Below are 19,728 nucleotides of genomic sequence, written 5' to 3' on the forward strand. Positions count from 1 at the left end.
TTCTTTATGGATGCTTATATGATTATATTTTATATTGACATTATAGTAACAATTATATATCGAATATATAATAATCAAAATTGATATTTATATATATATCAATTTAAAATCTTTAGAACTTCTTATTTGATTGGATATATAAAATGAACTATAAAATACTTATTACAGGTCTATTGACCTCTGTATTTATCTCATCTGCTTGTTTAGCAGCAGGAAGTAATCCTTTATATTCTTGTAAGAATGTTAAAGCGCTTGCCAATAAAGATGAGAAGAGTAAATCAAACTTTGTTTTTCATACTATGCCTAATTATGTCGGTAATAGTGATGTATGGAGAGATGATATTGAAGCTAAGTTTGCTTGGATTAATAAATATCACGCTCAATCAGGACGTTTATTAATCTTTTTCGTACTTAATAAAATGTGTAACAAACTACCTAGTAATTATAATCCAACAAAATATCCTATAGAAGATATGTATTTTTATGCAGTTGATAATACGTTTAAGTATCTTGAAAAAAAAGATAGTGAATAAATAATTAAAGTTTTATATTTTTAATTCTTTCCATTGTCATTTTTTACTATTATATTAACACCAATAATGATTTAATTTAGAACTCAGTTAATATTCAAAAATGATGATAGGAAATAGGGCATGAGTGGTATTATCGAGATGATTGATAGTAATGAAAGTGGTAAAAAAGATACTGTTGCTACTACGGTTAGAATGAGTGAAGAGATTGCAGCTAAGATTGAAGGACTTGTAGATTACCTTGAAACAACCAAAAATGAGGTGATGTTAAAATTATTAACTACGGCTCTCAATCAAGCTTACAACCATATTGATGAAATTAATAAAGATAGTTCTCTTGAAACACATAAGGGTGAGAAAAGTTATTTTTTATTAAATACTCATAAAGGTGATAATATTGATAGTCATAAAAGAATGATCCAAGAAGGTAGAGCAGAAGCCTTTTGTAAACCTTGGATGGATGACATCAAGAAAATTAAAGAGAATGATATTGTATTTTTGTATAGCAATGGTGATGGCATCATTGGTTACGGTGTAGCTACTGGACAAGTAGAAAGTGGATATCGATATGATGATGATAAACAAGACCCTAGTTGTTACCAAGTTTTAAAAGAGTTTAAACAACTGAATAAACCTTTTAAAGCCAGTGATATTCGTAAAATTTTAGATAAAAAAATCCCGTTTTTAAAAACCCTTATCACTATTAAAGAGGGTGAGAAATTACTCAAATCTATTAAAAAATAATAGAGAATAGACAAGTGCTTTTTATACAGCCCTTGTCTATTCAATTAATATAATAAAATATTAAACCCAATTTTCTACAGTTAATCCCTTTACCCTTTTAAACTCTTTAACATTATTGGTAACTAAAGTTACTTTTAACGCTAAGGCATGAGCAGCAATTAACATATCCAAACTACCAATTGGTTGACCTGTTGATTGTAATTGATGCCTTAACTCTGCGTAATGCCAAATAGCTTGTTCGTCATAAGGAAATATTTCTAAAGATGCTAGAAACTTATTGAGTGCTTGTTTGTTTCTTTGTGATCCAGATTTTTCAACACCAAAAGCAAGTTCTGAAGCGGTAATACTAGAAATTCCGGTCTTGTCGCAAAGTTTTAAGTTTAGTGGTTTTTAATATTTTTCTTCAAAATAGGATTTTTTAATTCATTGTATTATATAAATATTTTATAATAACTAACACTAGTAAAAACTTAAAATTTTATAAAATTTAAACTTTGCGACAAAACCAAATTATCTATTTCGCTGCTTTAAGTTGCTAGCCTCAGTGAAACACCTGAATAATAGACAAAAAATAAATGCTTAACTTGGTAATCTACTATCAAACCCAATAACGTTATTTGTTTTATTGGTCATGGTATATTTATCTATGGTTACAATCATATTATAGTGAACGTATTGTAATATTAACAGTGATTAAAAACTCTTAATCATCAAGCATCAATTGCTTGTTGGAACCGATCGATATTCTCTTGCCAAACGGCTTTTCCCAAAGATGTGTTATAGTATTTCTTATGATATTGTGCCATTCCGCTCGCATCATTTGCCAGTGGTAAGGCTGTTGGAACCCTTAAATAAAAAACCCTACACATCGCAGCAGCAAAGAAAATATCCCCTGTTAATGTGTTTGCTTTGGGAATTCCTGTACTATCTGTGTTAAAAGTGCCAGCTATATTTTTAAGCAAGGCTGCAAGATGGCTGCGTTTTGGAGTGTTTAAAAAGTTCTTCCAAATATCATTATAGGTAAATGGTTCCATTTGCATCGCACCCACGGCAGGTCCTTTGCCAAGTTGCTTGAGATACGTATAACCGCCAGCATATCCTTCGGCTAAGAACGTGCCTGTAACTTGGTTAACTGCACGCGCCCCACCCAAACCCAAATAGTCCAACGCAGGTTGCACGATTTCATTTTTTAAATGAGGAATATAAATCCCTCCTGTGACTTTAGACATATTCAATTTTCCTTTTGATTTTTCGTGATAATTTTAAGGTTGTATTTGATTACGTTATTAGTTTTTACCGCCTCCGATAAAAACATATTTCCTGATGGCAGGAAAAACTGATTGTATTGACGTCAACAAAAATAATACCTTTTTCGGGGACGCCCCGAAAAACCTAAAAAATGCTACTTAACCGCTATTTTTATTGGGTCAGTATAATTTAGATAAAAAAAGCCACCTCAACGGGTGGTCATTATACTATCATAACTTTCAAAATATTTACTTTCACCTTTCTCGCCAGACCTTAATTAAAATACTGATTGCACGGATTAGCAAAGACAATGGGATACAGACTGCCATGACAGGGATGACCCATGGGTCGTGGATTTTGATCCATTCGGCGTTGCTTTCCCACCACCATTTCAGGATTTCAAAGAAGTTCATAGTGTTTCTCTATCCCCCTTGCAATTCTGTAAAGGGCATAGAGATTAATGGATGCAAATATCCCCCACGCGACCAAGCTGAAATGCCATTGACCATAAACAAGGATGTTTAACGTTCCCCAAATCAATAAGATAGAAGCAAAAAAGGCTGCAAAGCCACGACCTAATAAATTATCACAACCAAGTGAAACCAATTGAAACAACCCGACAAAGATAAACAAGAACTCCCACAAATGAGCAGGTAATATCTTGATAAACCCATCAATAAAGGATTGTTGAATGATAAAGCTGTTAGGCACACATAATCCATACACCCCAACAACCACCAGTAAAATAGAGCTCCACCACTCGGCAAACCAATGATCGTGCGTTTTCATTGAATTAAGTAATCTTTTGACCATCCTTACTCTCCGTTTTTGGGATCGATGGCGTTTTAAACGATGCTAATACGTGAAATAATTTCCATAATGTATAAAGTTTACTGGTCGGCTCTGGCATTTTCCAAAACCGAATAATCAACGTGCAAATCGTCACCATCGCCGTCACCACAGCCACAATATTCCCCGCAATATCCCCAGGAATAACCCCCAGTAAATATTGAAAAACCTGCATTAACAAATCCGTATCCATCTTCTCTTTTCCCATAAAAAAGGCATAAAAAAAGACGCTTAACACGCCCCATTTCATGCCTATTATTATTGTAATTTTAGTTCAATACATTCCCCATTGCATCAACCCATTTTGCTCCATCCCACCATACTGGTTTGTTATTAATATCATCAAATACTTGTAGACCTTTGGGTGTGTTGTATATTAAACCATTACTAATATAATCACTTTTTGTTATAACAGTTTGAATATATCTTTTAGAATTACTATTTACATCAAAATAAGTGATTACACCATTATAATAGTTCTGCATACTATATACACCTGTAACAGATGATACTTTCACCCAAAATATACCAGGTTTATAATAATCTAATTCAACTGTATCACCATTTACAACAGTAATTTTTGAACTAGTTCTTTCCTCAACATTATCATCTATATATGGTGATAAAAAGTACCCAAGTATATCAGCATTTGGTATTGGTTTTTTTGTAATAACTCTAATTATTGTTTTTGCAGTATATTCCATACGAAAATTTTCAAAAAACGCCATAGATGTATGTTTAGGATTATCAAAAGTTAGATTAATAATAACATTTGTTAATTTAGATACATCACCATTTGGAGCAGCATTAACAACATCCTTTTCAAATGTTAAGGAATTAGCATTAATAACTACAGGTATATCCTTACCTACCCAAGATGTACCATCCCACCATATAGGGGTTTTATTATTAATATCAAAAGACTGTGTACCAACAGGAATTTTTGAAGTGTCTGTTATAGTGTCTTTCTTATCTGATGGAATATAAGGAACACCTAATGGTCTTGCTTTTGAAACATCATCAGTACTCTCATCCCAAATAACAGGTGTAATAAAACCATCTTGTTTTTCATCATCATCAGATTGTGTAAAATAGTTAGTAGCTAATGCAATAGTCCCAGCCATAAACTTATTAGAAATAGTTTTGATGTTAGATGTAACCATCCTAATTTCAGATAGTTTTTTAGGTAAGAATCTGAATAATCTTGAAGATATATACCAAGGATCAACAGGATTTAAATTTGCATTATATCCATTAAATCCAGTAATATCATGTCCAATAAATTTATCATTTGCAATTAATGCAATTTCTTTTTCATCCCCATATGCATCAATATATCCACCTAATTTTAATGCAATTGACATACTACCATCTTGAGTATTAGATGCATCATCTGAAGGATAGAAAAATATATCAACTCCTTTATAAGGATCTTCGGTTGTATATGGTGCCCATTTATTGTTAGCATATCTTCCATAAATTCTGAATTTATTAAAATTAACAAATCCAAATGTTTGAGTTTGATCTCTATAAGTTCTTGTAAATTGACCTGTTAAGTTTTCATCTGTTAAATAATTGTTATATTTTGCAATTTTTATATTACTTCTAAAATTAACAGATGAAACTGAATAGATATCAATTCCATCTTTAGTAAGTGTTATAGAAGAATTACCAATATTGTTTGGGTCTTTGTTAGTCATATTTAAACTCACAGAACCAGATTCATTTATAGAAATTGAACTCTCTTGGTTTTCTCCTTCTTGATATAATTTTATACCATCACTATTTGAAAATGAAGTTTTATAATCACCAGAAGTAATATCTAAATTACCCTCACCATCTGATTTAATTTTTCCACTATCTGATAAAATAGATTTTACATTTAAATCAACGGTTCCATCATTGATATAGTTTTCTCCATCTTTACCAGCGTCCCCCGTTTTACCTTGTTCACCTTTGACGAGTGCGAGGTTAAGTGTATTAGCACCATTTTCACCTTGAATAATTTCGGCTGTTGCTTGTTGATCTGGTTCAAGCGTTGTGACGGTTCCGATAGAAAGAGTTGGGTTGATCCCATCTGATCCTTTTTGACCTCTAGGGATCGTAATATCAAGGACTGCATTAGTTTCATCCCCAACATTTGTAACACGAGCCTCTGTTTCAGGATTACCCGTTGTAACAGTGCCAATAGAAAGAGTTGCAGCTTGTCCTTTATCCCCACGAGGAATGGTAAAGTTCAAAAGAACATCGCTTTGTGTGCCGACATTTTCAATGATGACATCTGTGCCTGGCTCACCCGTTGTGACAGAATTCACAGCAATAGAGGCAGGTTTACCCTCTGGTCCCGCAACCATTCCAAGAGGTTCTGACCATTCACCGTTTTCAAGTTTGATATAGGTTTTGGCTTTGTGGTCTTGGGCTGCTAGTTGTAGATACATATCCCCAGGACGAGGCGCACCCCGTTCGTCTTGAACACCTGTGGAGGCATTGGGTTCTTGTGTGCCCGCATACCAACGAGAGCCTGCATCCCCTTTATCCCCTTTGGGTAATATAAAATCTAACAGTGCAGCATTCTCTGTCCCACGATTAACAACACTGGCAACCGCACCATTTTTTACATCCCCAATTTGAACAGTGGCAGCTTTACCATTTTCACCTGGCAACCCTTGAATCCCCTGAATACCCTGCTCACCTTTATCCCCTTGGATACCCTGAATACCTTGTTCACCTTGCGCACCTTGTTCGCCTCGCTCGCCTTGCGCGCCTTTGATGTTACCGACTAATTGCCATTCAGAGCCATTATTGACGTAAATATCATAAGTCAATTCATCAAAGTAACAATCAAACTCTTTATAGTTCTTTGACGACGCAGGAACGCCCTCAGCACTAATCCATAAAGAACCACGTTCACCTTTATCCCCTTGGATACCCTGAATACCTTGTTCACCTTGCGCACCTTGTTCGCCTCGCTCACCTTGCGCGCCTTTGATATTGCCTGATGGTTGCCAATTGGTACCATTAAATACAAAAAAATCAAACGTTTTCGTATTTAAATAACTATCTAATTCTTTAAAATGAGACGATATAACTGGGGCTTCTGATCCAAAAAACCATAAAGAACCGCGTTTGCCTTGATCCCCTTTTAGATTACTCAACTTCACCCATTGTGTCTTGTTAAAGCTAAACAGGTCGCTACTGGTCGTATTAAAATACAAATCACTGGTTTTGTAGATCGCATTATAAACAGGGTCGCTGGTTCCAGTGTAAATAACGCTGCCATCTTCCCCTTTTAAATTACCAATCTTATCCCATGAATACAAAGTATCACTTACTGGAACAGTTTCAAACAAATCACCCGTAGCCGTATTCAACCATAAAAGGTTTTTGCCAGCATCATCATTCACAGGATCACGATTAGAGGTCAGAATGTGTGTTCCAGCTTCCCCTTGAATCCCCTGAATACCCTGCTCACCTTTATCCCCTTGGATACCTTGAATACCTTGTTCACCTTGGGGACCTTGTTCGCCTCTGGGCAAAGTAAAATCAAACACAGCGTCATATTGTGTGCCTGTATTCACAACACTTGGTTGACTACCCGCTTCAGAGGCAATCACTTTACCAATGGTAATACTTGCAGCTTTGCCTTGCTCTCCTTGAGGACCATCATTCCCAATCACATAGGCGCCATTCTCACCCTCGCCAATAACACCAGAAGGAGATATCGGTAAGGTTACAACAAAATTCAACACTTCCGTCAATGCCGTTGTCACGGTAAAACGAATACCAACTTTGGTATTTAAAACGCCCCCACTAATCCGAACTTTGAATGTTTGACCAGAAATGGTAATTTGATCAACCACAATTGTATCATCAGAAGAACTGGGGGACGCAGTAACGCAAGTAATCCTGTCCGTAGATGCCATTCGATTAGCCATCGAAAATTGATAGAATACCGATTCGCTGGGCGATTTACATTGCAAGTCTATTTCTGTTTGCCCCAAACAACCAGCAGGCAAAATTACAATCTTACCACTTTGAATCTTGTTTAAATTATTACAAGTCATTATTTTTTCCTTAATTACAGTTTTCGTTATTATTTGAACCTTGCATCAAAACACCCCCATTCAGCCAAGGACTGCCATCACCTGGATCTGAAGTTGGTAAAATTTTAAATGCTTCTGCCAATGATTTCTGCATCGCTGTAGGCGATAGAGAGTTAAAATTTGATGGATCACCCGAAGCAACACGAACAAATCCCTCGTCCAACCATAAGGAACGTCCGTTCGCGGGATCCGTTCTGGGCATAGTTTGAGTAGCCCTTTCCATAATCATTAACGCGACTTCACTGTCTAAATTATTCAATTTCGCTTTATAGACTTCTGCCCCATTGCCGTTAATATCTCTTAAGACAAGAATTTGATCATCAGATAAAATCATATTCGTTTTTTGAACAACTTCAACTGCTTCAGAAGATGGCGTTTCATCGCTATTCCCATCGCAGAATTCAAGATTGCTGATCATACAGCAATTTTCTTTGTTTTTATTTGCTAACATCGTTTATACCATAATATATGAATTTTTTTTATTAATAAGATAACGACCATCAATCGCCAATGCGTTGAATGGTGGTCTGTAGTTAGGAGCATGACTTGTTTTAACTAGAGCAATAACTTTATGATCGCTATTCGTTTTATCTGTAAAACGACCATAAGTCGGTAATATAATATCTTGGAAAAACTCATTTCCTTTGTTGGTTTGCACAACAAAAGTCAAATAAAATGAACAGTTTTCTTTTCCATCAGAAATCCAAGCTGTTAAATATTGTTGTCGAAAAAAAGAAGAGTTAACTTTTAATTCTGCACGATTACATAAAACTTTTCCTTTGATGATGACTTCTCTATCACTCAATTGATTGGAAAAATCAACTGAGTAATCTAGATAAGAAGCAATATGTTTTGCTGAAAAAGTTGAAATTCCCTTTTTATTTTTAATGCGCTTAGGAACTGTATAGATACGTAATGGATTTAAATTAAAGCTGGATAAAAGTTCCATAATAACCGATAGCCTTTCCTTAAAGATGTGCTTGAACGTAACAAGAAACTAATCCAACATCTTCAGTCACTTTATTTTCTTTTGCTCTTCCTACAATGACATCTTGTTTATTTGTACTGACAACGCCATATCCATCTTGACCAATAGTTATTTTATCGCCGCACTTCACAATCCCTTTGACTTTGACGGGTACTTTACCGTTTAATGCAATTAATACAGAATTTGGATTATCTTTTGCATCACCATTCATCACATATCCTGGTTTTGTCGACACTACGCCAAAAAACTCACCAGCTTGGTTCAAAGACCGACATAAAGTCACCTCAGAATCAAAACCATGACACATTAACGTACCTGGTTCATAGTCTGGACGGTCAGCTTGATAATATTCAGCCAAGTCAGCATTTGGACCATTTACAAATGCCCCAGCAGGAGCATAAACATTATAATCATCATGGTTTAATCTCAAAATTGTAACATGTATATTTTGAGCTTTGTCATGTAATTGTATTGAATAATCTATGATATTTTCATTTTTGACATTGTTTATTGTACGTGCTTCCAAACTTGTTTGCCATGTTACTTCTTTTGGAGTATATGTCATCTGCATAAGATTATTCTCTATTGCGAATACGCTTTGTACATGAAGTGTTCCACCATTAAAAAAGGAATTGTTTGCAGAAAAAAAAGTGCTAGTTATATTACTATTATCAGTTTCACATTTTAAGGTAATTACACTATCTTTTCGGACATCTTTTGTAGTGCCGTTGTCAGACGATGGAAAACCAAAAAACATATACTGGTCACCATAGAAATCTATACTTCTATTATTTTGTGTAATGTAACCTGAGGCGTTACAAAAACGATATTCAACCGCCTTCATTGTACTGGCTTGAAATGGTGTACTACAAGTCCCCTTGGGAGCAAAAGTGCTATTTACATATGATAAATTAGCCTTCTTATCTAACTCTTGATTTACATATGTTGTATCAGCCTTCTTACCCAACTCTTGATTTACATATACTGTATCAGCCTTCTTACCCAACTCTTGATTTACATATACTGTATCAGCCTTCTTACCCAACTCTTGATTTACATATACTGTATCAGCCTTCTTACCAATTTTATAATAAACGTCACCAAAGGTTTTAAGATTATTACTATCACTAGTATCATTGCTATTAATAACCACTATATCATCTTCGGCGGCTTTTAATCTTCTTTCTAAATCTTTGAAATCAGTTTTAATCCAATTATTTTGCGGACTTTTAGTATTATCAGGATCATTTTGGTTGTTATCGCCTATGGAAAACCATAATGTTTGCACCTCATTATTGCTTTGTAGAATTGCACCAAAAGGATATCCATTAATTTTCTTGCAAAATTCATAATTATAAGTCGCTGTCCCACCCGCCTGGATCCATTGCAAACTCTTTGTTATACGATATAGAATACCGTTGTGATCTTGACCCCATGGTGGTTGTCCCCCTCTTATCGCTGAGAGCATCGTAATTTCTGGAAAGCCTTGCTCCATACTGGCTCTGGCTACATGAGCCTTTTCTGCTTCGGCTGCCAGCTCTGGAATGTTAAATCTTCTTTGTGTTCCTTCTGCCCATGTGGTCGTAAATAATTGTGGCTTGTCTGTTGATGTTGTCATCTTACTCTCTTTAACTTCTTTGAACTTGAATATCTACTTCGTAAAATTCCACACCTGATGGTCTGGACAATAATGCTGTATTGTAAATTAATGCGACTTCTCTTTTGATGGGCAACCAATTTAAATAAATAGTTAGGGACATATCTAAATTATCTTTGATATATATAGAGCGTGTATATGTATAATCTTCACAACATGTTGCAACACAATTATGGTCACATATCTTTTCACATTTTTGACTACATTCTTTTTCAGCTAACAATGCCATTAATAAAAAATTGATATTTGAAATACTATAATTACTAATATTAGCGTACGCTTTGGCTAGAATTAATTTGCGAAAATCTTTGTCATCAAAACTATATTCTTCAATCAAATTAACACCATCATTGTTCTGTCCCTGAAAATCGCGAAACATACCAAAAGCTGTTTGATATTGTTCTGACTGTTTATCTAGCGGCACAGACGGATCATATAAACTCTGATCATATCCAGTAATGTCACAATAAGGTCTGGCGATTAATAGGCTCTCCTCATTAAATCCCCAAAAAACTCCCATAAACGTACTTACTTTACGTGATACACCAACAATACGCCCCCAAATATCTAATCCAAATCCCTCTGCTGTATTGATATTCCAAACCATTCGATAAAAATCATCAAAAAAAGGACAAACTTTAATTTTTTGATCGATAGCATCCAACAAAGCTAGTAGCGTTGGTGAATTAGAATATTGCGCAATAACGGTTGCCTTATAATCTAAACATGCTGGACCTTGATCCCGAAGATCATTACGATTTTCATTACAAACAGAACATTCTTTTTGATCAGTATTATCATTCATAAGATGCTCCATGTGCTTCTGGAAAGACTTCACTTATTTTTGGATCAAAAACGACATCTATATTGTCTATGTCCAAAGTTGGCATTTGATTGATGGCAACTTTAATCATATCCTCGGTTGGATTTGCACTTAACCCTATTTTAAGATTGATAATTTTGACCCAATCACCCAAAGATTGAACAGCACAATAAAATTGAGATGCTAAAATCTGACTACCCATTCTGGGTTTATTAACACCATTTTGCTCAGTGAATACACTGTATATCTTATTTTTAACTAAAACCGTTGGATCACCTACAATTGGTTTTGGTTTAGATAATTTCACAGAAATATAAATAGGAATTTCTTGTGCGAAATCAAAATTAATTAAATAAGTAGGCACTGCACTGGGAGCATATAACGCTTTGCCATTCGCATCGACCGTGTCATCTGCGACTTCTACACTAATACTTCCATTTAAAGCGCATCCCGGTGTTTTTTTGCGCCAAATGGTTTTAGCAATTTTCAATTCAATATTTGATTGCTCGTTTAGTGTGATGGGCTCTGAATTCGTTGTTTGCTGTTTCTTTTGATAGACACAAACATAAATACTATGGGGCTTTATAACCAGATCATTGGTAATTTTCTTCTCTATGCCTTCATAATTTTCTGTAACATACGCATCTTCAACCTCATCCATCATTAATAAATTCGCCATAATGCTATCCACACTATTTAACGAATTATGCGCAACAGATTGCCTGCGTCTTTGTTCAAATTGGGCTTGGCTCTCGTTCTCTCCACCTATAATTCCATCATACTTATTGGTAACACTCTCCCATCCTTCAATAACTTCATATCTTTCTGTTAATGTCCCTGCTGGGCATGGAATTTCACCTTTTTCAGTACATTCAAAATTAACATCAATAAAGCTTTCAATTACTTTTATAGGTTGATTATTTTTATCATATGCATCTACCTCTTGATTTATCATAACGGCATTTTCATCCAATGACCGATAGATATTTCCCTGTATATCTTTCACTAGAGTACCGGCGGGAATAATAGTTCCTTCTTTGCCACTACATTTAGCACGCACAGTCGTATAAGTTGCTTGTTTACGCTCAATAAAATAAATTCGCCCAATCGCATCTTGCATACGCCCAATTGCATAGTTTGGATCAACTTGGTTCACATAATGAGCCAACAAACGATTACGATCAGATATAATCGCAGCAATAGAAGTTACCAATTGCCCTTGTGGTGTCGAAAGTAAAAATTCATTATTTGAATTGTAAAATTTAAGTTTATTTTGAAATGCATTTTGAAAATCTTGAATAACTCCGTTGAGGATTTCGCTTTCTTCTGGTAAGGTAATGCCACTATTTTGAAATTCTAATTTTGGTACGTTTGTTTGATTAGTAGACGACATTAATAGTTTCCCCACTTATACTGGTAATAAAAATATTTCCATGTAAAACACGATGATTATCAACGTACATATCAATATCGCTATGCATGACTTGATCGACCTTATTGACACGAGCCAATAAGAGGTTACGAATTAATCCTAGATTACTGTTCACACCCAATATCTGAGCAAAATGAGGGGTTCCTTGGGATTGATCGTACCAGCCCTCTCCTTCGAATAATTTAATCTCATTTGCAGCCTGCTGTGCAATGGAATAAGGCTCAATACAAACAGCAATGTTGCCATTTACATCAGCCATCAAATCCCAATCTTCTGTTAATAATAAATCCATCTTTTTACCCAATAAAAAAGCCACCTCAAAGGGTGGCTTGCAGTTCTCAATATTTTTAAAATTTTATTGATATTTTTTAAATTTTTGATCGGTTCGCCAATTACTTAGCGCATAAACAGCCCAAATCGCCGCAGGTATCCAACCAATTAATGTAATTTGTAATAATAAACAAAATAATCCTTGAAACGGTTTTCCAATTGTAAAGAACACAGTAAAAGGTAACAAAAGAGCTAGCAATAATCTCATTATTTTTTCCCTTTAAAACAATATAATACATTATTATATGATATTGATCGTTTTAAAAATCAAGTTGTTCTTTTACCATTAAAAGCACCGTGATTATTGAGGAGGAGTTGTTTTCTTTCCATCATATAAATGCGTATGCCCCACAAAAGAAATACCATTAATTGTTGCATCTTTATCAATGGTTACATTACCTTTAATATTTATATTTGTTGCCTCTATTTCAACAGTATCACCAGTAATTTTAATAAAAGTTTTTGGCTCTTCATACAATAAAGACGCAATATACATCCCGTCAGACATCGAATGTTTCCGTAAACTGGCTGGTTTTGCTTTGCCCTTACTTTCCACAACATCAGAAATATCGCGTGAGGCAAATACAACCAATCCCTTATCTCCGGCCTTTGGCTCAATAATCAATCCATAATCCCCGCCTTGCAATCGCGCATAAGGGATGCCCGTGATTGGAGCATGTTTAACAGATTTTCCTTGATTATCCAACATATCAACCATTGGCATCGCATCCAAGGTATGATTTTCATAGACTTGCAGAACCGTAACAGGCATTGCTGTGGAAACGCTGCTAAGGGCATTATCTATAATACCAACCAACGTATTGAGACTGCTGTTCCCTTTATTTGGATTTATCATTTCTTTTTGTTACCTTCTTTATCTTCTTTTTCAAAGTTTCTGGCCAATCCAATCGTTGTTAACCAAGGACCATTTGGGGTAAAACATGAAAGCTCATGTTGCATTGAAATCATATATTTCCACAAACCATTCACAGGTTCATAATGTGATTTAACAAAAATTTCCTCCCCAAAAGTAATGGCTCCTGTAAAAATAGAACGAACAGTAATCCCCCCATTCGCATAAGCAGGATATCCAATCATCCCTGTTTCATAAGAAAAAAACCTTGGAGACCATTTTTTTATTTCTTGTTGATTTGAACCAGATTGATTCATAGCATCATTCAAAGACATATCCATTGGCCAAATATAAACTGTGCCATTTTGGACATTAAAACGAAAATGAGCATCATTGGCACATTTGCGAATTTGCTCTATTAAATCACCACTGTAATTCGCATTATTCAATTTTACATTCACGCCAGCATTTTTAAATTGTAAATACAATGGATCATCTGGAGTTAATGAAGATTTGCGATTATAATTATCAATAATAGACTTCATAATACCTGCTGCGTCACCTTTCCCTCGAAAAGATAAAGACTTTGCAGGAACCAAATTCAATCCCCCCAATGCCATTGCTCTAACATGAAATGACACATCAGGTGCTGAACCAAAATCAGTATAAGCAACGCTGATACCGCCTTCAAAAATCTTGGTATAAACAGGTTTATCAGGGGGACTGTCATAAGTGCTTGCATAAATAACGATAATATTCCCAAGACTTTCAGTCTCTTTTTGATATTGCCCCAAAGTTGTCAACGCATTTGCCAACTCTGTATGAACATTATAAATTGTACAATCACACTCTGGTAAGCTACCACCACCGCTATAATTAATAGATACGCTAGCCTTTAAATTCTCGACAACTGCATTTTTTGCTTTGGTTGCAAAAAATGTTTTCTTACCATTTTTATCGTAACCACCAATAAATTCGAATTTTAAATACCGTTTGGTAAAAGCAGAATATAATTTGGAGGATGGATTATTGATAACATCAACCATTACATCCCCACCCCGTCATCACCTTCATCCAAAGCATATAAAAGATAGCGCGTACCAAAACCCGTATAAACTGGATGATTGAAGCCTTCTTGATCGACAAACATCAAATCACCAGGAAAATTTAAATATGCAGAGCGCACCAAACGCACACGATCCAGACATAATATCCCTGTTAATACAGGTTCAACCCCATCATATATATCCATAAAAACGCCTGCATTTCCTTTGTCCATCAGGCGAAAACTGTACATAGTTCCACCAAAATTAGATGAAAATTCTTGGGCTTCTATTGCATTCAAAGATATTATTTTCATGAGTATTCTTCTTTATATATTATTGCGTTTTGCTTGCAGCTTGCTGCTGACTTCCTGAAGGAGAAGTCGTTTCCAATTGTCCCTGATTTTTACTATCGGCGAAATATTCCACAGTATTTTCCAAATCACTCTTAATCGTACTGACCAATATTTCTTGAAACGTAATGTGATATTGTACTAATTGCGTTCCTTGGCTTGAACTACGATTAACAGAATAGCCCGTAATTTTGATATTTTGCATGACACGCTCTGCGGTATGCAATTCAAACAATATAATTTTACTTTGAGCTGTTTCCAATGCAGTTTCAAATAATTTACGTTGTTTTTCTGTGCCTGTAGACACATAAGTCACTTGTCCTTGACGAGGTTGTTCAACCAAATTATATGCAATGGTTTTTCCCTGCTCCACGGGTGCCGTTGTTATATTAAAATTTTTGTTATAATTTAATGCCGTCACCCCACTTTCTGTTAATAAATCTGATGTTAAAAACTTAAAGGAATTTAAAAACCCTTTTTTATCATCCTCTTTTAATACAGATTCATAAAAAGCATTTCCTTTTGCATCGAAAATACCAAAACGAGAGTTAGCATTAATTAGCTGGTTTAATGCCTTCCACCCCGCACTTTGTGCATAAGATGCCATCACATCCCCCACCCCTATTTTTGCCATCTGGTCCTCCATAAAAAAAGCACCCAAAAGGTGCCTGATTATTCAATATATTGTTTGTTGGAAAAAATTATAAATGCTGTAAATTTACTCGACTTTTTATTACACAAATTAAGAATATTATTTACATAAGAAAGACCGACCATGAAAAAGCTGTTATTCACTCTGATTGCGCTGACCTTACCGCCATCCGCTGTTACAGAAAGAAAACTGGAACCACGGGAAACACTAAAAGAAGAGGCAAAAAGGTCTTGTTGCAAAGTTTTAAGTTTAGGAGTTTTTAATTTGTTAAAGTATTATAGATATTTTATAATAACTAATGCTTGTAAAAACTTAAAATTTTATAAAATTTAAACTTTGCGACAAAACCATCAGATTTGTTGCATTAGAATTCAAATTTACCGTCGATTTGCTAAAAAGTTTGATCTCGTTTATTATTTATATTCTGTTTTATTTGTTCAACAATAACGATTTCATTATAGTTATTAATCAGTATAACTTCCAAGAAATCGTATAAATCTTGAACCCCGTAAATGGTTTTAAGATCATTCAGCGTCGCAAAACCAGAAATTACGACTTGGCTGATGGTTTGGGGGATATTGGGTGTATATCGGATGACTGAGTGGTCACTGAGTCCATATAACTGAGAAATTTGCTCAAGTGACGCTTGGCGCCGTTCGTAAAAAAATCAGTATGTAATTTAAATGCCTCCCGTTTTAATCCAAAAATGGTTGAGGCCTCTTCAATATATTGCGTTGGATTATTTAAGACCGGTTCGGTCATTTGACTTTGACCTGGGTTTAGATAAATTGAACAACATTGCAATAACGGATCGCTAACCACACGTAATTCATCATAAGGGAGTTGAAAAAACATAGATGAAAAATAAATCGCTAAACTCTCTGTTGCTTGATTAATCGCAGCCTTACCCTCTTCACGTTCTTCAACAACTTCTTCCAGAGATTTATCCTCATTCAGCTGTTGAACATAAGAATAAACCAAAGGCAATAAAACTGCTAAATCCTGAGAAGTCGCATTGCGCAAAATCGCATTAATTGTGCGTTCTGCCCATGCTTCGGTATCAAACGCTGACATTTCTGTGATTTTAAAAAGTTTGCCTTGATCTCTACCTTTTTCTTCAATCTTGAGGTCAATTGAGCGACGTGCCATCTATAGTTCTCCAATAAAAAAGGCACCTGTTATGAGTGCCTGTTTGTGTTTGATTTTAAAATGTTATAAAGTTATTATAGTTTCAGTTAGGATATAAGATAGGATTATAATTTATGGCTAAAAGACCACCGCCTCCAAAACCAACCTCCTCAACTACTCCACCCACTTCACCTTCTAGGATATCTAATGAATCTTTAGTCAGAGCGAATGATTCAAAAAATAAACCAAAATAAAAAACTATTTCATTAATAGTTGAACTAAAAAACCAATAAAAGGGGTAACTAAAAATGATATCCAAGCCCCTTTCATACATTTTTGTAATCGATAGTAAATTCGAGTATTTTGTTGATTATGTCGTTCATATTTGAGTGTTAATTTCTCAATAATTTCTAACTCAGTTCCGAAATCGTTTTGAAAATCATCCATTCCTTGTAATTTGATATTAGTATATACCCAAGGCGTAGAATAAAGTGTCGCTACACATAAACAAGCTGTTATTAGAATAAATATCAACATAATTAATGATGAAAAATAAAAAACCGGATGCATAAAAAAGACAGCACACAGAGCAATACTAATTGTAACTGTCCATCCAACTAAACTATTTGCTCTATTCTTTAACCGCTGCACTGCATCATCTAATCTTTTTGCTTCTTCTTTAGCATATTCCAAAGATAGCCTTGCACACCAAAGTCGCAAACCATCCTCTTTGACTTCTCCAACCTCAATTTCTTGATCCATTATATTCCTCAACTGCTTTTTAAGAAATTATACTATATTTAACCCAAACAAATAATAGTAAATAGGAAACATTATTCCTATTTACTTTGAAATATTAAACTTCTAATGTTTCATCCACTGATTCAAAGCGGAATTTACAAGCAATCGGTTGCAAGATTTTCGCATGGGTTGGAATAGATTGCCATTCCAACCAATACCCATTATTCAACGCAAACGTTTTTCCTTGTGAAGGAACAATCATAGTCCCATTAAACTTCATGGTTTCACGTTGAACTTGCATAACTTTTGCCAATGCTTGCAATGTTGCCAATGAATCAGAAGCGGCAATAAAGGTAATGGTTAATTCAACAGTATTTGCTGTTGCCAAATATCCACCATATAAATTCCCTTCCATTGAGGTTTGTGTTTCAACCATGGTTTGATGGGAAAAGCTGAATGGATTATCAGAGGTCATTCCCTCTAAGCTCAATGGAACGCCAACCAACGGGGATACAAACCCTGTTGCTGTTGATCCAAGACCCACAGTATCTGCTGCGGTGTTATTCATCCAAGGGTTAGACGCAATCAATGTTAATTTTGTATTAATTGCGGTAATTGTTCTATTTGCTGCCATGTTACTGAATCTCGATACTATTCATGTTGATTTGTTGAACGGATTGACCATCTGTGTACCAGAAATCAATAGGGGGTGATCCACGAGCAACCCGTATTTGTGGGCTTACTCTTGCCATATCGATTTTGAGGTAATACCCAACTGTCGTAATATTATTAATTTGAGATTGATTTAACCCTGCTTGTTTAAGCTGTTGAATTTGTTCATCAGCCAAACTGATCCCAGAACGTATAGCCCCAAAATTCGCAAATTGATCAATCGCTGGTTTAATGGCTGTCGTTAAAATCCCTTTACCATCTGTATTATACGGAATTTGTCCTCTGGCCAACAACGTCATTACAAAATAATATTGTAATTGACGACGCATCCAAACTTGACAGAACCAGCTGTCTAGCCATACATATTGTCCAGAAATACGACCTTCATACATAAAGGTAAAGTTACTGGTAGAAGATGCCCAAACACCATAAAAGTTATATCCTTTGGCTTTTAATACCAAAGCATCACTTTCATTTTGAACATTCGCTTTTAATAAAGAATTTCTTCTAAATGCTGCGGTAAAACGACCATCCGTTTTGGTCAAATCCCACGCTGCGGGATATCCAGCGATAAAGGCACAAAGCGATGGATTACAATAGGTACAAACAACACCTTCATACTCTCTTTTCTTAACCACTTCAGCAATAGATAAATCTTCTTCTTTTACATTCTCAGCAGAACCAGAAACCGTCTCAGAATTTGTCGCTTTTCCATCAAGATTTGCATCATTCAAAAGAACACAAACATCATCTTTCATCGAATTTGCCCATTTTGCAAATTCTAATTTTTCAGCACGATCTGTTGCAATTAATTTATTAAGATCACTACTTGATAATTTGTCTAGATCTTTTTGATCCGCAAGGTCCCATGCTAAAAACACAGAACAAAAAGATAAATTTGTTTGACGCAATGTATTAAGTAACTTAGCGATATTTGTATTTGGTTGTACAATTGATTTTCTGGCGCCTGTTTCTGAGGTTAAACATAAGTTGGTTGCTAATTCACCAGAAGCACTGATATTTGACCCACCATTTTCAACGGTGATCGTCATAGCATCATTTCCATAAGAAATCGTTGCCGGCTGTTTATTTGTAGTTGCGTCAAGAGGAATAGCTGCGCTTAATTTTTTTGCTGCATCACTTAAACTTTTAGAACGGCTTAAATCAACTTCTGCAAGATCATACGCTTTTTGATCAATAGTAATTGATAATTTTCCTGTAAAATTGCGCAAATCTGATAGGCTGGTAAAAGTTCCACCAATCAAACTGATCGAAGGATTGGTTAAATAATAAGGAGCCATATATAATTGTGCTGCAACACGATCTGAGTTCGTAAAACCAGCAAAATATACAGTTGCCAAGTTATATTCACTGGAATCATAACCAAATTTGCTGCCAACTTGATCTGCACTTGTAAAAGTAGTTGTCTGTCCTGCTGGTAATCCAGTTGATTTTGTCAACATTAACCCAAATAGGTTATTTCCATTATTCCCGACGTCTAATACGCCAGGATTAATTTTTACAATATTATTTAAAGGTATAGACATAAAATTCTTAATCCTTACTTTATTTTGGATTGTTA

At 35.1% G+C, this 19,728-nt stretch carries 23 protein-coding genes; 2 read left to right on the plus strand and 21 right to left on the minus strand.

The window, feature by feature from the left end:
- The first annotated feature begins 143 nt into the window (after window positions 1-143).
- Window positions 144-533, plus strand: a complete 390-nt coding sequence (locus QJV33_RS01995; RefSeq protein WP_281461743.1) for a hypothetical protein — start codon at window positions 144-146, stop codon at window positions 531-533.
- Window positions 534-653: 120 nt separating this feature from the next.
- Window positions 654-1,274: a hypothetical protein gene (locus QJV33_RS02000; RefSeq protein WP_281461744.1), complete on the plus strand. Its 621-nt coding sequence runs from the start codon at window positions 654-656 to the stop codon at window positions 1,272-1,274.
- 60 nt (window positions 1,275-1,334) lie between these two features.
- Here QJV33_RS02000 and QJV33_RS02005 read toward each other — a convergent pair whose 3' ends face one another.
- From QJV33_RS02005 to QJV33_RS02105, 21 genes are all read right to left on the minus strand, one after another.
- The gene (locus QJV33_RS02005) at window positions 1,335-1,628 is read right to left on the minus strand and encodes a PIN domain-containing protein (protein ID WP_456305228.1); all 294 of its coding nucleotides are present in this window, start codon (window positions 1,626-1,628) and stop codon (window positions 1,335-1,337) included.
- Window positions 1,629-1,984: 356 nt separating this feature from the next.
- Window positions 1,985-2,503, minus strand: a complete 519-nt coding sequence (locus tag QJV33_RS02010; protein WP_281461745.1) for a hypothetical protein — start codon at window positions 2,501-2,503, stop codon at window positions 1,985-1,987.
- Window positions 2,504-2,921: 418 nt separating this feature from the next.
- Entirely contained in the window at window positions 2,922-3,335 is a 414-nt protein-coding gene (locus QJV33_RS02015; RefSeq protein WP_281461746.1) for a hypothetical protein, read from the minus strand.
- The gene (locus tag QJV33_RS02020) at window positions 3,316-3,564 is read right to left on the minus strand and encodes a hypothetical protein (protein ID WP_281461747.1); all 249 of its coding nucleotides are present in this window, start codon (window positions 3,562-3,564) and stop codon (window positions 3,316-3,318) included. Before QJV33_RS02020 ends, QJV33_RS02015 begins: the two co-directional genes overlap by 20 nt.
- Before the next feature lie 76 nt (window positions 3,565-3,640).
- Window positions 3,641-7,435, minus strand: coding sequence for a phage fiber-tail adaptor protein (locus QJV33_RS02025; RefSeq protein ID WP_281461748.1), 3,795 nt, complete (start codon window positions 7,433-7,435; stop codon window positions 3,641-3,643).
- 10 nt (window positions 7,436-7,445) lie between these two features.
- Window positions 7,446-7,925 carry a hypothetical protein gene (locus tag QJV33_RS02030; RefSeq protein ID WP_281461749.1) on the minus strand — a complete coding sequence of 160 codons (480 nt, stop codon included), beginning with the start codon at window positions 7,923-7,925 and terminating at the stop codon, window positions 7,446-7,448.
- Window positions 7,926-7,928: 3 nt separating this feature from the next.
- Window positions 7,929-8,423, minus strand: a complete 495-nt coding sequence (locus QJV33_RS02035; protein WP_281461750.1) for a phage fiber-tail adaptor protein — start codon at window positions 8,421-8,423, stop codon at window positions 7,929-7,931.
- A gap of 19 nt (window positions 8,424-8,442) precedes the next feature.
- Window positions 8,443-10,080, minus strand: coding sequence for a hypothetical protein (locus QJV33_RS02040; protein WP_281461751.1), 1,638 nt, complete (start codon window positions 10,078-10,080; stop codon window positions 8,443-8,445).
- A gap of 10 nt (window positions 10,081-10,090) precedes the next feature.
- Entirely contained in the window at window positions 10,091-10,924 is an 834-nt protein-coding gene (locus QJV33_RS02045; protein WP_281461752.1) for a DUF2612 domain-containing protein, read from the minus strand.
- Window positions 10,917-12,335, minus strand: a complete 1,419-nt coding sequence (locus QJV33_RS02050; protein ID WP_281461753.1) for a baseplate J/gp47 family protein — start codon at window positions 12,333-12,335, stop codon at window positions 10,917-10,919. Before QJV33_RS02050 ends, QJV33_RS02045 begins: the two co-directional genes overlap by 8 nt.
- On the minus strand, window positions 12,322-12,666 hold the full coding sequence (locus tag QJV33_RS02055; protein ID WP_281461754.1) for a hypothetical protein: 345 nt from the start codon (window positions 12,664-12,666) through the stop codon (window positions 12,322-12,324). Before QJV33_RS02055 ends, QJV33_RS02050 begins: the two co-directional genes overlap by 14 nt.
- A 63-nt stretch (window positions 12,667-12,729) precedes the next feature.
- The gene (locus tag QJV33_RS02060) at window positions 12,730-12,912 is read right to left on the minus strand and encodes a YqaE/Pmp3 family membrane protein (protein ID WP_281461755.1); all 183 of its coding nucleotides are present in this window, start codon (window positions 12,910-12,912) and stop codon (window positions 12,730-12,732) included.
- Between the two features lie 93 nt (window positions 12,913-13,005).
- Window positions 13,006-13,560 carry a Gp138 family membrane-puncturing spike protein gene (locus QJV33_RS02065; RefSeq protein ID WP_281461756.1) on the minus strand — a complete coding sequence of 185 codons (555 nt, stop codon included), beginning with the start codon at window positions 13,558-13,560 and terminating at the stop codon, window positions 13,006-13,008.
- Entirely contained in the window at window positions 13,557-14,603 is a 1,047-nt protein-coding gene (locus QJV33_RS02070) for a hypothetical protein (RefSeq protein WP_281461757.1), read from the minus strand. Before QJV33_RS02070 ends, QJV33_RS02065 begins: the two co-directional genes overlap by 4 nt.
- Window positions 14,603-14,917: a phage baseplate plug family protein gene (locus QJV33_RS02075; RefSeq protein ID WP_281461758.1), complete on the minus strand. Its 315-nt coding sequence runs from the start codon at window positions 14,915-14,917 to the stop codon at window positions 14,603-14,605. The genes QJV33_RS02070 and QJV33_RS02075 overlap by 1 nt, the downstream gene beginning before the upstream one ends.
- Before the next feature lie 19 nt (window positions 14,918-14,936).
- Complete coding sequence (locus QJV33_RS02080) at window positions 14,937-15,587, minus strand: phage baseplate protein (RefSeq protein WP_281461759.1); 651 nt, start codon at window positions 15,585-15,587, stop codon at window positions 14,937-14,939.
- A 38-nt stretch (window positions 15,588-15,625) separates the two neighbouring features.
- Window positions 15,626-15,844, minus strand: a complete 219-nt coding sequence (locus QJV33_RS02085; RefSeq protein WP_281461760.1) for a hypothetical protein — start codon at window positions 15,842-15,844, stop codon at window positions 15,626-15,628.
- A gap of 310 nt (window positions 15,845-16,154) precedes the next feature.
- The gene (locus tag QJV33_RS02090; RefSeq protein ID WP_281461761.1) at window positions 16,155-16,754 is read right to left on the minus strand and encodes a hypothetical protein; all 600 of its coding nucleotides are present in this window, start codon (window positions 16,752-16,754) and stop codon (window positions 16,155-16,157) included.
- 237 nt (window positions 16,755-16,991) lie between these two features.
- Window positions 16,992-17,495: a hypothetical protein gene (locus QJV33_RS02095; protein WP_281461762.1), complete on the minus strand. Its 504-nt coding sequence runs from the start codon at window positions 17,493-17,495 to the stop codon at window positions 16,992-16,994.
- A 94-nt stretch (window positions 17,496-17,589) separates the two neighbouring features.
- Window positions 17,590-18,108, minus strand: a complete 519-nt coding sequence (locus QJV33_RS02100) for a phage tail fiber protein (protein ID WP_281461763.1) — start codon at window positions 18,106-18,108, stop codon at window positions 17,590-17,592.
- 1 nt (window position 18,109) lies between these two features.
- Window positions 18,110-19,693 (minus strand): DUF3383 family protein, encoded by a 1,584-nt coding sequence (locus QJV33_RS02105; RefSeq protein ID WP_281461764.1) that lies wholly within the window; start codon window positions 19,691-19,693, stop codon window positions 18,110-18,112.
- Between the last annotated feature and the right edge of the window lie 35 nt (window positions 19,694-19,728).

The sequence above is a fragment of the Commensalibacter nepenthis genome (genome assembly GCF_029953305.1).
Classification (GTDB): domain Bacteria; phylum Pseudomonadota; class Alphaproteobacteria; order Acetobacterales; family Acetobacteraceae; genus Commensalibacter; species Commensalibacter nepenthis.

Excerpts from the sequence above, each read along its gene's own strand:
- QJV33_RS02040 (WP_281461751.1), bottom strand. The coding sequence starts at position 10,080 with ATGACAACATCAACAGACAAGCCACAATTATTTACGACCACATGGGCA.
- QJV33_RS01995 (WP_281461743.1), top strand. The coding sequence starts at position 144 with ATGAACTATAAAATACTTATTACAGGTCTATTGACCTCTGTATTTATC.
- QJV33_RS02105 (WP_281461764.1), bottom strand. The coding sequence starts at position 19,693 with ATGTCTATACCTTTAAATAATATTGTAAAAATTAATCCTGGCGTATTA.
- QJV33_RS02030 (WP_281461749.1), bottom strand. The coding sequence starts at position 7,925 with ATGTTAGCAAATAAAAACAAAGAAAATTGCTGTATGATCAGCAATCTT.
- QJV33_RS02010 (WP_281461745.1), bottom strand. The coding sequence starts at position 2,503 with ATGTCTAAAGTCACAGGAGGGATTTATATTCCTCATTTAAAAAATGAA.
- QJV33_RS02075 (WP_281461758.1), bottom strand. The coding sequence starts at position 14,917 with ATGAAAATAATATCTTTGAATGCAATAGAAGCCCAAGAATTTTCATCT.
- QJV33_RS02025 (WP_281461748.1), bottom strand. The coding sequence starts at position 7,435 with ATGACTTGTAATAATTTAAACAAGATTCAAAGTGGTAAGATTGTAATT.
- QJV33_RS02065 (WP_281461756.1), bottom strand. The coding sequence starts at position 13,560 with ATGATAAATCCAAATAAAGGGAACAGCAGTCTCAATACGTTGGTTGGT.
- QJV33_RS02090 (WP_281461761.1), bottom strand. The coding sequence starts at position 16,754 with ATGGCACGTCGCTCAATTGACCTCAAGATTGAAGAAAAAGGTAGAGAT.
- QJV33_RS02070 (WP_281461757.1), bottom strand. The coding sequence starts at position 14,603 with ATGGTTGATGTTATCAATAATCCATCCTCCAAATTATATTCTGCTTTT.
- QJV33_RS02050 (WP_281461753.1), bottom strand. The coding sequence starts at position 12,335 with ATGTCGTCTACTAATCAAACAAACGTACCAAAATTAGAATTTCAAAAT.
- QJV33_RS02080 (WP_281461759.1), bottom strand. The coding sequence starts at position 15,587 with ATGGCAAAAATAGGGGTGGGGGATGTGATGGCATCTTATGCACAAAGT.
- QJV33_RS02045 (WP_281461752.1), bottom strand. The coding sequence starts at position 10,924 with ATGAATGATAATACTGATCAAAAAGAATGTTCTGTTTGTAATGAAAAT.
- QJV33_RS02020 (WP_281461747.1), bottom strand. The coding sequence starts at position 3,564 with ATGGATACGGATTTGTTAATGCAGGTTTTTCAATATTTACTGGGGGTT.
- QJV33_RS02095 (WP_281461762.1), bottom strand. The coding sequence starts at position 17,495 with ATGGATCAAGAAATTGAGGTTGGAGAAGTCAAAGAGGATGGTTTGCGA.
- QJV33_RS02000 (WP_281461744.1), top strand. The coding sequence starts at position 654 with ATGAGTGGTATTATCGAGATGATTGATAGTAATGAAAGTGGTAAAAAA.
- QJV33_RS02035 (WP_281461750.1), bottom strand. The coding sequence starts at position 8,423 with ATGGAACTTTTATCCAGCTTTAATTTAAATCCATTACGTATCTATACA.
- QJV33_RS02100 (WP_281461763.1), bottom strand. The coding sequence starts at position 18,108 with ATGGCAGCAAATAGAACAATTACCGCAATTAATACAAAATTAACATTG.
- QJV33_RS02060 (WP_281461755.1), bottom strand. The coding sequence starts at position 12,912 with ATGAGATTATTGCTAGCTCTTTTGTTACCTTTTACTGTGTTCTTTACA.
- QJV33_RS02015 (WP_281461746.1), bottom strand. The coding sequence starts at position 3,335 with ATGGTCAAAAGATTACTTAATTCAATGAAAACGCACGATCATTGGTTT.
- QJV33_RS02055 (WP_281461754.1), bottom strand. The coding sequence starts at position 12,666 with ATGGATTTATTATTAACAGAAGATTGGGATTTGATGGCTGATGTAAAT.